General features: G+C 65.9%; 12 protein-coding genes. 4 read left to right on the forward strand and 8 right to left on the reverse strand.

Translation table 11 applies throughout. The annotated features are described in order from the left end of the window. The first annotated feature begins 52 nt into the window (after positions 1-52). Together ACQR1L_RS33650 and ACQR1L_RS33655 are read left to right on the forward strand one after the other, a co-directional pair. Positions 53-388 carry a hypothetical protein gene (locus tag ACQR1L_RS33650; protein WP_434862202.1) on the forward strand — a complete coding sequence of 112 codons (336 nt, stop codon included), beginning with the start codon at positions 53-55 and terminating at the stop codon, positions 386-388. 84 nt (positions 389-472) lie between these two features. Then, a complete protein-coding gene (locus tag ACQR1L_RS33655) occupies positions 473-910 on the forward strand; it encodes a hypothetical protein (protein WP_434862203.1) in 438 nt (145 codons plus the stop codon). 15 nt (positions 911-925) lie between these two features. Here ACQR1L_RS33655 and ACQR1L_RS33660 read toward each other — a convergent pair whose 3' ends face one another. From ACQR1L_RS33660 to ACQR1L_RS33670, 3 genes are all read right to left on the reverse strand, one after another. Further along, on the reverse strand, positions 926-1741 hold the full coding sequence (locus tag ACQR1L_RS33660; protein WP_434862204.1) for an acyl-CoA thioesterase: 816 nt from the start codon (positions 1739-1741) through the stop codon (positions 926-928). Between the two features lie 92 nt (positions 1742-1833). Then, a complete protein-coding gene (locus ACQR1L_RS33665) occupies positions 1834-4341 on the reverse strand; it encodes a glycogen/starch/alpha-glucan phosphorylase (protein ID WP_434862205.1) in 2508 nt (835 codons plus the stop codon). 219 nt (positions 4342-4560) lie between these two features. Beyond that, complete coding sequence (locus tag ACQR1L_RS33670) at positions 4561-4863, reverse strand: GIY-YIG nuclease family protein (protein WP_434862206.1); 303 nt, start codon at positions 4861-4863, stop codon at positions 4561-4563. Positions 4864-5041: 178 nt separating this feature from the next. Here ACQR1L_RS33670 and ACQR1L_RS33675 point away from each other — a divergent pair, with 178 nt between their 5' ends. Next, positions 5042-5473 carry a hypothetical protein gene (locus ACQR1L_RS33675; RefSeq protein ID WP_434862207.1) on the forward strand — a complete coding sequence of 144 codons (432 nt, stop codon included), beginning with the start codon at positions 5042-5044 and terminating at the stop codon, positions 5471-5473. A 132-nt stretch (positions 5474-5605) separates the two neighbouring features. Here the strand turns inward: ACQR1L_RS33675 and ACQR1L_RS33680 are convergent, their stop codons facing one another. Both ACQR1L_RS33680 and pyrE read right to left on the reverse strand, forming a co-directional pair. Next, positions 5606-6424 (reverse strand): DUF2865 domain-containing protein, encoded by an 819-nt coding sequence (locus ACQR1L_RS33680; protein ID WP_434862208.1) that lies wholly within the window; start codon positions 6422-6424, stop codon positions 5606-5608. A 175-nt stretch (positions 6425-6599) separates the two neighbouring features. Further along, a complete protein-coding gene (gene pyrE / locus ACQR1L_RS33685) occupies positions 6600-7157 on the reverse strand; it encodes an orotate phosphoribosyltransferase (protein WP_434862209.1) in 558 nt (185 codons plus the stop codon). Between the two features lie 206 nt (positions 7158-7363). On the opposite strand from pyrE, the gene ACQR1L_RS33690 reads away from it, so the two are divergent. Next, the gene (locus ACQR1L_RS33690) at positions 7364-7990 is read left to right on the forward strand and encodes a glutathione S-transferase family protein (protein WP_434862210.1); all 627 of its coding nucleotides are present in this window, start codon (positions 7364-7366) and stop codon (positions 7988-7990) included. Positions 7991-8271: 281 nt separating this feature from the next. On the opposite strand, the gene ACQR1L_RS33695 is transcribed toward ACQR1L_RS33690, so the two are convergent. The 3 genes from ACQR1L_RS33695 to polA form a co-directional block, all read right to left on the reverse strand. Further along, entirely contained in the window at positions 8272-8907 is a 636-nt protein-coding gene (locus ACQR1L_RS33695) for a LysE family translocator (protein ID WP_434862211.1), read from the reverse strand. Between the two features lie 84 nt (positions 8908-8991). Continuing rightward, on the reverse strand, positions 8992-10191 hold the full coding sequence (locus ACQR1L_RS33700) for a glycosyltransferase family 87 protein (protein ID WP_434862212.1): 1200 nt from the start codon (positions 10189-10191) through the stop codon (positions 8992-8994). Positions 10192-11190: 999 nt separating this feature from the next. Continuing rightward, the coding region (gene polA / locus ACQR1L_RS33705; RefSeq protein ID WP_434862213.1) for a DNA polymerase I at positions 11191-13188 on the reverse strand (1998 nt) is incomplete at its 5' end.

A 13188-nucleotide genomic window follows, 5' to 3' on the forward strand; every position in this document is an offset into this window, starting at 1 on the left:
CGTCCTGTCCGCTGACCACCGCCGCCAACATAAAACCGAAGGAAACAGCCCGATGAGCAAGCTTCTTCTGATCGCCGGTGCCGCGCTGGCGCTGGTTTCCGCCCCGGCCTATGCCGGCGGCATCACCGCCTGCGTGCATGCCAAGACCCAGATCGGCAACGGCCTGAGCGACAGCGTCACTCAGAACTGCCAGTACAACATGAACGGCCAGATGCAGGCCGGCAACGGCAACACCGCCAGCGCCCGCCAGACCGGCATGAACAACAGCTCGAACTCGACGCAGCTCGGCAACGGCAACGCGACCCGCCTCGATCAGCGCGGCCGTGACAACAGCGCCGGCGCCATGCAGGTCGGCAACGCCAACCGCGTCAAGGTCCATCAATGGTAAGGGCCGCCGCTCGGCCTGACCTGCAACACAACGGCGATCGGGCGAGGCCTCGCCCGGTCGCATCACCGCCAAGGAGACGGACAGATGAAGCTGATCCCGCATAAGGCGCTGCTGCTCACCGCTGCTCTGGCCGGGCTCACCAGCCTGTCGGCGCAGGCCGAGACGACATCGATCACGAACGGCAGCAACGCGGCGACCGTGACCCAGAGCGGCGCGCCGGCCACCGACAAGAAGGTCGAGACGCGTCCGGGCTATACGAAGATCGAGCAGAGCAGCGGCGGCAATTCGGCGACGATCGTCCAGAAATCCGGACCTGCGACGTCCTCGACGACCGAAACCGACCCGGGCCACACCTCTGCGACGCCGACGCCTGATCCCGACGCTGCTGACGGTGACGACGACCGCAAGTCATCGATGACCGACTCGGATGTCTACCGGGAGGTGCGCAAAGGGGCCTCGCCGCAATCGCAGAAGACGCTCGACAACCTCATGAAGTCGATGGGCCTGCAGAAGAAGATGTAAGCCGCGTCGCTCGCTTCACGCCTTGAAATAGGCGATCTGCGTCGTGGTCGCGAGCAGCCGGCCGGACGGCGACCACAGCTCGCCATGCTGGTCCTGATAGCTGCGGTTGAACACCTTGGCGTCGGCGGTCGCCAGCACATGCGTGATGTCCTCGGCCGCGAGCTCCTCGCGGCTGACATGGAAGTAGGTCGTCAGCGACACCGTGCCGAACGGGATCAGCTCGCCGCGGACATGGAAGGCGCGGCCGAAGAACGCGTCCGACATCGACAGCAGCGACAGGCAGTCGAGCTTGCGCGGCTTGCGATCGGAGATCCACAGCTGCGAATAGGCGCTGCGCGGTTCGTCGGAGCGACTGCCGAAGTCGGGGCGGCCTTCCACGAAGCGGAAATCATATTGTCTGGTCCAGGACATCCCGGCATCGGGATAGCGCTTGACCTGATCGAACGCGGGCGCGTCGGGTTTGACGGCCGGCTGGTGCGACCAGGATGGCCGCCGCTCGGCAAAGACAGCAGTGGCCAGCGTTGCCGAATCGGCGTCGCCCTGGCTGAGCTCCACGCACCAATGCTGCGACGAGCGGTTGGCCTTGATCAGCCGCACGTCGAGATCGAACGGACCTTCCGCGATCGGCGCGCAATAGTTCACCGTCACGGCCAGCGGATCGCCCATGATTTGCGGATGCTCGATCAACGCGCGCAGCACGGTCGCGGCGGTGACGCCGCCGAACGGACCGACGAAGGCCCAGTAGTCCGGGCTGGTGCGGCCCTGCCAGCGGCTGTCGCCGGCGGTGACGCGGGTAGCCTCGTCGAACAGATGCGCTGTTGTCTCGGTCATGCGTTCCTCCTGGCGGCCATCGTATGATGGCCGTCAGGTGAAAAGCAATCGCAGGCGGACTCAATGACCTCACAGGTCATTGAGCAGCAGTGTCACGCCCGCTGCGCGTGCGGCAGCGCGGCCGCTGGCCCGACCGGCACGTTCCAGATGTCGTCGGCATATTCGCGGATGGTGCGGTCGGACGAGAACCACGCCATGCGCGCGACGTTGAGGATCGAGGCGCGGGTCCAGGCCGGCGTGGTCTGCCAGCGCGCGTCGACGCCGCGCTGCGCCTCGTAATAGGAGTCGAAATCCGCCGACACCATGTAGTGATCGAGATGGCGCAGCGCATGCGCGATCGGCTCGAACCGGCCGGGCTCGCCGGGCGAGAACAGGCCCGACGCGATCGCATCGATGGCGCGACCGAGCCGCGGCGAACGCCGGATCACGTCAGTGGCATCCAGCCCCTGCTGGCGCCGGATCATGACGTCGGGCGCCTCCATGCCGAAGATCGCGATGTTGTCGGCGCCGACATTGTCGCGGATCTCGATATTGGCGCCGTCGAGCGTGCCGATGGTGATCGCGCCGTTCAGCGCCAGCTTCATGTTGCCGGTGCCGGACGCCTCCATGCCGGCGGTCGAGATCTGCTCGGAGAGATCGGCCGCGGGAATGATCGTTTCCGCCAGGCTGACATTGTAGTCGGCCATGAACACGACCTTGAGCTTGCCGGCGATCGCCGGGTCGCTGTTGACGACATCGGCGACGTCGTTGATCAGCTTGATGATCAGCTTGGCATAGCGGTAGCTCGCCGCCGCCTTGCCGGCGAAGATCTTGACCCGCGGCACCCAATCGCGTTGCGGATCGTCCTTGATGTCGAGATACAGCGCCACCGCCTCGAGGATGTTGAGGAGCTGCCGCTTGTATTCGTGGATGCGCTTGATCTGCACGTCGAACAGCGCGCCCGGATCGAGCCGGACGTTCATGCGCTCGGAGATAAGACGCGCGAGCTGCACCTTGTTGTGGTGCTTCACCGCGCGGAACTTGTCGTGGAAGCCGGAATCGGCGACGTAGCTCTCGAGGCTCGAGAGAAGCGTCGGATCGTCGACGATGGCGTCGCCGCAGGCCTCGCGCAGCAGGCCCGTCAGCTTCGGATTGGCGAGCGTCAGCCAGCGGCGGAAGGTGATGCCGTTGGTCTTGTTGGTGATGCGGCCGGAATAGAGATGGTTGAGATCGTGGAACACGGTCTCCTTCATCAGGTCCGAATGCATCGCCGAAACGCCATTGATGCGATGCGAGCCGACGAAGGCGAGCTGGCCCATGCGCACGCGGCGGCCGCTCTTCTCGTCGATCAAGGACACCGAGGCGCGATAGTCGATGTCGCCGGGCGCGCGCTGCTCGGCGAGCGCGAGATGCTGCGCATTGATGCGGTAGATGATCTCGAGATGCCGCGGCAGCAGCCGTTCGAACAATTCGACCGGCCAGGTCTCGAGCGCTTCGGGCAGCAGCGTGTGGTTGGTGTAGGACAGCGTCGCGACCGTGATCTTCCAGGCCTCGTCCCAGCGGAAATTGTGCAGGTCGACGAGAATCCGCATCAGCTCGGCGACCGCGAGCGAGGGATGCGTGTCGTTGAGCTGCACGGCGGCCTTTTGCGCGAGACTCCGCAACTGGCCGTCGGAGCCGAGATGGCGCTTGATGAGATCCTGCAGCGAGGCCGAGACGAAGAAATATTCCTGGCGCAGCCGCAGCTCGCGCCCGGCCGGGCTCTCGTCATTCGGATACAGGAATTTGCAGATCGCCTCCGCGCGCGCTTCTTCCGCCGATGCGCCGAGATAGTCGCCGGAGTTGAACACGTCGAGCTTCAGCGGATCGGGCGAGCGCGCCGACCACAGCCGCAGCGCATTCACATGCTGGCCGCGCCAGCCGACGATCGGCGTGTCATAGGCGACCGCCTGAACGGTCTCGCCGGGATGCCAGATCGCGCGGTCGCGGCCCTTGTCGTCGACATGCTCGACGCCGCCGCCGAAATGGACGTGATAGACCACCTCGGGCCGCTGGAATTCCCAGGGGTTGCCGAACGACAGCCAGACATCGGGATATTCGTGCTGCCAGCCGTCGACGATGACCTGGCGGAACAGGCCGAAATCATAGCGGATGCCGTAGCCGATCGCCGGGATCTGCAGGGTCGACATGCTCTCCATGAAGCACGCCGCCAGCCGCCCCAGGCCACCATTGCCGAGCGCGGCATCCGGCTCGCATTTGCGCAGGTCCTGCAGGCCGACGCCGAGATCGCCGAGCGCGGTCTCGAACACCTTCATCAGGCCCATATTGTTGAGCGCGTCGGTGAACAGACGACCGATCAGGAATTCGAGGCTGAGATAATAGACCCGCTTGCGCCCGGCGTCGTAGCTCTCCTTGTCCGCCGTCAGCCAGCGATGCACGATGCGGTCGCGCAAGGTGAGCGCTGCGGCGTGATACCAGTCCTGCTGCGTCGCCTGGCTCGCCTCCTTGCCGATCGCGAGCCGAAGCTTCGCGAGGATGTCGCTCTTGATCTCGGCGACGGCCAATTCGTCGACGGGCTGGCCGGTGCTAACGAAGCTGCGCTGGGACGGCTGATCTGTCACCTTGAAACCTGTGATGCTACGAGGAACCGGTAAAAGCATACGATGGTTGCGCGCGGTCCGAAACCCGGGGAAAGGCTGGTCCGCACAGCAAGGTGATGGAAAAAGATGCAAGGTTCAGGCCGGAGTTCCGCGGTTGGAACGCTTTAACTTCCTGCAGGTGCGAGAAGAGGATCGACGAAGTTTCCTCCTCGTCATCCCGGCGAAAGCCGGGATCCAGACTCACCGGCCGAAGATGAGGCCCGAGAGGTCACTCCAATCGGGATTATCCTTTTCGATCAGCTCAACCTTCCAGTCGCGATGCCAATTCTTCAGCTGCTTTTCGCGGGCAATGGCCTCTAGCGGAGTTGGAAAACGTTCGACGTGGACGAGGCGAAAGACCCTGTACCTGCTGACGAACTTTGAGCCGCGCCCGGCGCGGTGGTCCTCGAGGCGCTTCCTGACATCATTGGTCACACCGATGTACAGCGTGCCGTGATGGGCGCAGGCAAGGATATAGACCGTCCATGCGGCCCGTGCGCTCATCGGTCCGTGCCAACCAATTGGCTTCGGTGGCTATGGGTCCCGGCTCGGGGGCCGGGACGACGAAAATTGGCTTTCTTTTCCCGTCAGAACAAATTAAGAACAATTTAGCAAGCGATCGTTATCCCTATGGCGATTCGATCCGCCCACATCCGGCATCAGAGCATCTCGCGAGGACACCATGTCCACCGTCGCCTTCGATCCCCTGGCCCTCACCCGCATTGCCGATTTCGCGCGCACGCTTTCGCGGCTGCACAAGACCGCGCGGCGCCGCGCCGTCGATGACGACCAGATCGACCGCGAGTTCAACGCGGTCTGCATGTCGGTCTGGGGCTACACCACCGACGACATTTCCGACGATTTGTTTTCCGCCACCGACCACACCTTCCTCGACGGTCTCGACGAGGCGCGGGCGCGCATCTTCGCCGCCGAGCAGGGCTACGACCTGGTCGACGACGAGGGCATGCTGAGCGACTGGTGGGGCTTCTGCTGGATGATCCTGGCCGAGAAGCGCGGCCTGCTGACGCCCGACAACCGCGCCGCCGCGCGGGCGGCGATCGAGGAGAAATATCTCGAGGCGCCGAACGTCATCGGCGTGATCGTGGGACGCTAGCCCAGTTCTCCGTCATTGCGAGCGCAGCGAAGCAATCCAGGGTGGTGTGCGGGACTCTGGATTGCTTCGCGGAGCCTGTCATCGGGCCGCGCTTTGCGCGGACCCGGTGGCTCGCAATGACGGAGTGAGACCTCAATTCACATCCGCGCGCTTGGCGCGGCCCGTCGGCTGCTTCGGTGCGATGCTCATCGGCGGCGCGACGCTGACATTCTCGATCGGGGTTTCCGGCGGCGGCACCGCAGCCATGGCATCGGCGGCCAGCATCTCGGCGCGCACCGGCGCGACCTTCAGCTCGCCGAGCCGCGCCCGCGTGTCGGCGTTCAACCCGGGATAGGACGCGACCGGCTTGAAGTCGGCCGGCTGGCCGCCGCTGCCGCGCGTGCCGGAATAGGCGACCAGCCCGTCGCTGGTCGCGACGACATCACCGGGCCGCAGCGACGTATCCAGCGACAGGTCGACCGGCGCGAGCCCGGCGGGATCGCGGCCATTGCAGGTGCAGTCGGCGCGCAGCGCCTGGCGATAGGCGAACGCCGTCTCGCTGTCGGCATAGCGCTCGCCATTGGCCGCCGTGGCATAGTCGATGTTGGAGCCGTAGTAGATCTTGGTCGGGCTCGCCGGGCAGAACGCCTGGCACATCTGCGCCGGCGAGGCGAGGCCGCGGGTCAGCGGGAAATAGCGTCCATCGCAGGTGCGCACGCAGAACGCCGCGCCCGATCCGCTCGACACGCGCGGCTGCGCCGGGCCTTGCGGATTGCTGCCGGACGGATCTGAGAACAAGCCGCCTTGCGGCGCCGGCCGCTGCGGCTGCGGCTTGAAACCGCCGAACAGGAAATCGAACAGGCCCTGGGCCGATGCCATCGGCGGCGCCAGCGCGACGGCCGTGACGAGGCCGATGGTGGTTGCGACCGCCACGCGGCGAGATCTCCGCCGAAACGACAACACGCTACGCAACGCCCGCTCCATTCTCACCGCAATGTCCGTCCGGCCGCGGCAAATCCGCGCCGATCATGCGCGAACAGGCCGACCATGCCCACGGCATGGCGCCATCAGCTTTGCGGTAACCTTAACGGGCGTTGGTAAATGAGCGGTGTGCGCGGGCGATCAAATGCGCCTTGCGAGTGCAGTCTCAGAGGAACTCGCGCGCCTTGTAGAGCGCGCGGAACGGCAGGCCGGCGGCGGCGAACGCCTCGGCGGCGCCTTCTTCGCGGTCGACCATCGTGAAAACCAGCGACACCTCGGCGCCGGCCTCGCGCAGGGTCTCGACCGCCTTCATCGCCGAGCCGCCGGTGGTGGTGACGTCCTCGACCACGACGATGCGCTTGCCGGCCAGGGTCTCGTCCCGGGTGAGGCCCTCGATCGCCAGCTTGGCGCCGTGCTCCTTCGGTTTCTTGCGGACGAAGAAGGCGGCGATCGGATGGCCCTTGATCCAGGAGATCTGCGCGATCGCGCCGGCCAGCGGCACCGCGCCCATCTCCAGCCCGCCGATATAGTCGAAGCCTTCGTCCTTCAGCGCCTCATAGGTCAGCTCGGCGAGCAAAGTCGCGCCCTCCGGGTCCATCATCGTCGGCTTCAGGTTGAAATAGAAATCGCTCTTGCGGCCGGACGCCAGCGTGACCTCGCCCCGGCCGAACGAACGCCTGCGGATGATCTCGAGGAGGCGGGCGCGGGAGGCGGATTTGGACACGGCGTTTTCCCTTGAGGGTCTTGTCTTGAGTGGATTCTCGGGTGGCGCAATCTATCGGGCCCGGGCGGCTGAGGCCAGCCGTCAGGATGTCCCATCAACAACGGTACGTTTGGAGGCTCGTGCAGTTTCGAGCTAATGGAAAGCCCGCCGCCCACGCAAGGATAATCGGCAAGGACCATCGGCAAGGACCATCAGAAGGACGCCCCATGACGATCGAGCTGCACACCTGGAACACCCCCAACGGCCGCAAGATCTCGGTGGCGCTGGAGGAGATGGGCCTGCCCTATCGCGTCATTCCGGTCGACATCACCAAGGGCGCCCAGATGGCGCCGGCCTTCCTCGCCATCAGCCCGAACAACAAGATCCCGGCGATCGTCGATCCCGAGGGCCCGGAGGGCAAGCCGGTCAGCGTGTTCGAATCCGGCGCCATCCTGCTGTATCTCGCCGAGAAGACCGGCCAGTTCCTGCCGAAGTCCCTCGCCGAGCGCGTCCCGGTGTATGAATGGCTGATGTGGCAGATGGGCGGCTTCGGCCCGATGCCCGGCCAAGTCCACCATTTCATCGCGCTCGAGAACGAGCAGGACCGCGCCTACGGCCTGAAGCGCTACATGGCCGAGACCATCAGGCTCTACGGCGTGCTCGACCGCCGTCTGGCGCAGCACGAATTCGTGGCAGGCCCGCTCTCGATCGCCGATTTCGCCATTCTCGGCTGGGTCTGGCGCCACCCCCGCCACAAGGTCGACCTCGCCGACTTCCCCCACGTCAAGCGCTGGTACGACACCCTGATGGCCCGCCCCGCCGTCAAGCGCGGCATGGAGGCGAAGCTGGATTGAGCGAAAGGCGCGGTGCGGCGTTCGCTGCCAGACCCTCTCCATGAACACGCGGCTGATGACCAACGTGCGGCGCCGATCTCGGAAGCCAACCCTCATGGTGAGGAGCGACGCGCCCATTCTGTCATTCGAGGCAAGGCCGCCGCTCGCGGCGCGTCTCGAACCATGAGGCCCCGCCGGTGGCCTCGCCCTTCGAGACGACCGCCCTTAGGGCGGTCTCCTCAGGGTGAGGGTTGAGAGGGGCCCACAAGCCGGAAGGGTCGCTGGTTCGCTGGCGAGAATCGCTACCCCCGCCGTGCCTCCAGCGCCATGCGCACCGCGAGCCCGGCGAGCACCGTGCCCATCAGATAGCGCTGCACCAGCGCCCAGGTCGGCCGTGCCGCCAGGAACAGCGCGATCGATCCCGCGGCCATGGCGATGACGGCGTTGACACTGACGCTGATCACGATCTGGATCGCGCCGAGCACCACCGACTGCGTGAGCACGCTGCCCGCGGCCGGATCGATGAACTGCGGCAGCAGCGCCAGATACAGCATCGCGATCTTCGGATTCAGCAGATTGGTGACGAGCCCCATCAGGAACAGCCTGCGCGGGCTGTCGACCGCGAGCTTCCTCACCTGGAACGGCGACCGTCCGCCGGGCTTCACCGCCTGCCACGCCAAGTACAGCAGATAGAGGGCGCCCGCGAGGCGCAGCGCGTCATAGGCGAAGGGCACGGCGAACAGCAGCGCGGTGATGCCGAACGCCGCAGCCAGCATGTAGGCCACGAATCCGACGGCGACGCCGCCGAGCGAGACCAGCCCGGCCGTGTGGCCCTGCGTGATCGAGCGTGAAATCAAGTAGATCATGTTCGGCCCGGGTGTCAGCACCATGCCGAACGAGACCAGCGCGAAGGCAAGCAGGGATGAGGTGTGCGGCATGAGCGGCCCGACGACGAGGATTGCCGGTCGATGCTTAGCGCAGCCGATCGCTCACCGTCATCCGATCAATTGCACCGAGAGCAATCAGCCGGCTGCGGGCGGCGCGACGTTGAGTTCGGGCACCTGGCGGCCCGCGCGGTCGAACACACCGGCGATGCTCAGCACCAGCAACACCAGCACCAATGCGGCCACGAGCGGCAGGCTGTGTGTGATCATCGCGAGCAGGCAGGCGCCCAGCGCAATCACGAGGCCGATCTCCAGCGGAGCGATCGGCGCGCCAGCCTCGCTCCGCGCCTTCCAATGGATCGCGATCCCGGCAGCCACCATCGGCATGTCGTAGATCATCGCATAGGGCGTGACGACGATGCTGCCGACCGCGACCAGCGCGATCGCCTGATCCGTCATGCCGCGGCGGCAGGCCTTCCACACCAGCGCGACGATTGAGCAGGACAGCATCAGCTGGATCATGAGGCCAACGGTCGGCGGCGCGCCGAGCGCGTGCAGGCCGGCGATGACCGTCGGCATCATGTGATCGAGGCTGGCCTGGTTGGCCCCGAGCTGCGCCTGGTAGTCCGGAAATCTCGCGATCCATTGCAGCCAGATCCAGGGATCGAGCGCAGCGCTGGTGACGATCACGACGATCATCGTCGTGATGATCGCAGACAGGATGGCGCTCCAATTGCGCGAGGCCAGCAGCACGACCGGCATCAGCAGCACGAATTGCGGCTTGTAGGCGAGCAGGCCGAGCAGGCCGCCTGCGACGACGGGATGGCTCGCGAGCAGCCGCAAGCCGCCGATCATCAGCGCCGCCGACAAAAAGCCGTTCTGGCCGGTGATCGCGTTGATCAAGCTCGTCGGCGCCGCGAGCAGCGCGAGGCCGCCCAGCGAGCGCCAGTCACGGCCCAGCGTTGCGAGGCCATAGAGCGCGAACGTGATCGAAATCCAGCAGACATAGGCGACGGGCAATGCCAGCAGGCCGAGCGGGATCATCACCAGCAGGAAGGTCGGCGGATAGGGATAGGGGAAGCCGCCGTCGCCGAGCGTGGGATCGAGCGTCTGCTGGTAGTTGGCGAGCGCGATGGGATCGTAGATGCCAGCGCCTGCGAGTGCCGCGTATTTGCCGAACGACCACAGTCCGAAGAAGTCGCCGAACGGCGGCTGGGGCGACGACAGTGCCCAGCTGACGAGATAGGCGCCGTTGTAGAGCGCAAGCGCGGCCAGCGCGATCAGGATCGCGCGCCGGTCGCGCGTCGCGAGGTGAGCTGCGGATGCGATCGCGGTCATGGAGCTGTGCGGGGATGAGGTGTTCGGCGGCATCGGCATGATCGTGGCATGAATGGGCGGCCCACGTGATCGCTCGCGCGCGGTGCCCCTCGAAGTCTGGCCGAACACGGCTGCATGCCGCGTTACCACCGGTCCGGATGATCAGGCGACGATGCCATCGTGCCTAACGACAGGTAAAGCGGCCGCGGGCCGCGCGGCCCTCGATCGGTGGGCCGTGCCCGCACGAGGCGACGCCATCCGTCATCCCTCGAAAATTTCGATTGCTATTTTTCAGAAATCATGCTCTACTCCGCGCATCCCGTCCTCATGCAGAGGGGCGTACGCGTCGTCACGATACGTTGAGGCGGGGAGCGGTGGCCGCGGGTCTGTCGGGTGCTGATGCGCTGGACGATGGACAGCTCGCGGACGGTCAAGCCGTGTGGTCCTGGCGCCCCGATGCTGGCGCTAAGTCCGTTGTGACATGATCAGTGACATGACGTGTCGCGAGGGCGACGGGGGCAAGAAAGCCTGGTCCCCGGGGAGAGCTCGGAGCAGCCGTTAAACCCATCGCGCAGGGAGGGCCGGGTCTGTCCGGCTGAACCTGTGGTACCTGCCGCCTGCATTTTTTGAGCAGGCGGGCCACGGGCCTCAGTCGAGGTCCGGCCTTCCCTGCGCCCTTTGCACTATTTGCGAGGGCCGACCGATCGCAAGCCTCGGGCATGATGTGCCGCGAGACAGCGAAGCCCTGCCCTTCATGTCCTTAGCTGTTTGAGCAGTGAATGCGCCTGCACCCAGCCGTCGTCCCGGACAAGCCGTGACGCGCATCAGCGCGGAACGGCGCCGATCCGGGACCCATACTCCGCGGCGGTCGTGTTGGGCAGAAGGCCAATAACCAGCGTGCCTCGAACCGCTCCCTGGGGGTATGGGTCCCGGCTCGAGGCCGGGACGACGGAAGTGGTTGGCGATGCGATCGGGCCTCGACCAAATGTCAACAACGTCGGAAGGAGTAGGGCGATCAGCTCAATGCGCCTCGTCCCAATTGTCAGCCGCCCGCGCGTCGACGTGCAGCGGCACCGACAGCAGGACGGCGGGGAAGGGGGCGTCCTGCATAACGTGCTGCACCACAGGCAAGGTCGCGGCGACCTCGTCCTCCGGGACCTCGAAGATCAGTTCGTCGTGCACCTGCAGCAGCATCTGAGCCGACAGCTTCTTCGCGGCCAGCGCGTCCTCGACCCGCGTCATGGCGCGGCGGATGATGTCGGCCGCCGTGCCCTGCAGCCGCGCGTTGATCGCGGCGCGCTCGTTGAAGGCGCGCACCGAGGCGTTGGACGCCTTGATCTCCGGATAGTGGCACTTGCGGCCGAACAGCGTGACGACATAGCCGTTCCTGCGGCAGAACTCGCGGGTCTCGTCCATATAGGCGCGGATGCCGGGGAAGCGCTCGAAATAGCGCTTGATGTAGGCCGACGCCTCCTCGCGCGGGATGCCGAGCTGATTGGCGAGGCCGAATGCCGAGATGCCGTAGATGATGCCGAAATTGATCGCCTTGGCACGGCGGCGCACCTCGCTCGGCATGTCCTTGATCGGCACACCGAACATTTCCGACGCCGTCATCGCGTGAATGTCGAGCCCGTCCTTGAACGCCTGCTTCAGCACCGGGATGTCGGCGATCTCCGCCAGCAGCCGCAGCTCGATCTGCGAATAGTCGGCGGAGACGAGCTTGTGTCCGGGCGTCGCGATGAAGGCGCGGCGGATCTTGCGGCCATCCTCGGTGCGCACCGGGATGTTCTGCAGGTTGGGCTCGTTCGACGACAGCCGGCCCGTGGTGGTCGCCGCCAGCGCGTAGGTGGTGTGCACGCGGTGCGTTTGCGGATTGACATAGGTCGGCAGCGCGTCGGTGTAGGTCGATTTGAGCTTGGAGACCTGGCGCCATTCCAGGATTTTTCGCGCGAAATCGTTGCCCTGTTCAGCGAGGTCGTCGAGGATCGAGGCCGAGGTCGACCACGCCCCGGTCTTGGTCTTGGTGCCGCCCGACAGGCCCATCTTGCCGAACAGGATGTCGCCGATCTGCTTGGGGCTGCCGACATTGATCGGCTCGCCGGCGAGCTCCTGCAGCTCGGCCTCGACGCGTGCCGCCGTCTGGGCGAAATCACCCGACAGACGCGACAGCACCTGGCGGTCGATCGAGATGCCGCGCCGCTCCATGCGCGCGAGCACCGAGACCAGCGGCCGTTCCAAGGTCTCGTAGACCGCGGTCATGCGCTCGGCGACGAGCCGTGGCTTCAACACGCGCCAGACGCGATGGATGACGTCGGCGGCTTCGGCCGCATGCGCTGTAGCGCGCTCGATCGCGACCTGCTCGAAGGTCAGCTTGTTCTTGCCGCTGCCGATCAGCTCGCCTTCGCTGAGCAGGGCATGGGACAGCACGTGCTCGGCCAGCGAGTCCAGCTTGTGCGAGCCGCGCCCGGCATCGAGCGCGTAGCTCATCAGCAGGATGTCGTCGACGTTCTGCAGCGTGATGCCATGCTGCGCCAGCAGTACGGCGGTGAACTTGATGTTGTAGCCGATCTTCAAGAGCCCCGCGGATTCCAGCACCGGCTTCAGCGCGGCCAGTGCGTCGCTCGCCTTGATCTGGTCCGGCGCCAGCCCGGCGTCGAACAGGCCGCCGCCGTCGCCGGACTGGCGATGCGCCAGCGGGATGTAGCAGGCCTCGCCCGGCACCAGCGCCAGCGAAAGGCCGCACAGGTTCGCCTGCATGGGATCGATCGAGCTCGCTTTGACCTCGACGGTGATCCGGCCGAAATCATGCGCGCGTGCCAACCAGGCATTCAGCTCGGGCAGCGTCCGCAGCGTCTGATACTTGTCCCGATCGATCCGCGCGCTCTTCGCCGCCTCAGCTCTCGACTCCGCGAGTCCAGCCGGCGTGCCCTTGCTCATCGCGGACTTGTCCGTCCGCGGATCACCACTCTTGGGGCTCCCTCCCCCCTTGTGGGGGAGGGTTGGGGAGGGGGGGGCTCC

It is taken from the genome of Bradyrhizobium sp. HKCCYLR20261, assembly GCF_051168435.1.
Lineage (GTDB): Bacteria > Pseudomonadota > Alphaproteobacteria > Rhizobiales > Xanthobacteraceae > Bradyrhizobium.

Bases quoted from the DNA above. Each gene is read 5' to 3' on its own strand.
- ACQR1L_RS33650 (WP_434862202.1), top strand. From the start codon at position 53: ATGAGCAAGCTTCTTCTGATCGCCGGTGCCGCGCTGGCGCTGGTTTCC.
- ACQR1L_RS33655 (WP_434862203.1), top strand. From the start codon at position 473: ATGAAGCTGATCCCGCATAAGGCGCTGCTGCTCACCGCTGCTCTGGCC.
- ACQR1L_RS33660 (WP_434862204.1), bottom strand. From the start codon at position 1,741: ATGACCGAGACAACAGCGCATCTGTTCGACGAGGCTACCCGCGTCACC.
- ACQR1L_RS33670 (WP_434862206.1), bottom strand. From the start codon at position 4,863: ATGAGCGCACGGGCCGCATGGACGGTCTATATCCTTGCCTGCGCCCAT.
- ACQR1L_RS33675 (WP_434862207.1), top strand. From the start codon at position 5,042: ATGTCCACCGTCGCCTTCGATCCCCTGGCCCTCACCCGCATTGCCGAT.
- ACQR1L_RS33690 (WP_434862210.1), top strand. From the start codon at position 7,364: ATGACGATCGAGCTGCACACCTGGAACACCCCCAACGGCCGCAAGATC.
- ACQR1L_RS33695 (WP_434862211.1), bottom strand. From the start codon at position 8,907: ATGCCGCACACCTCATCCCTGCTTGCCTTCGCGCTGGTCTCGTTCGGC.
- ACQR1L_RS33700 (WP_434862212.1), bottom strand. From the start codon at position 10,191: ATGACCGCGATCGCATCCGCAGCTCACCTCGCGACGCGCGACCGGCGC.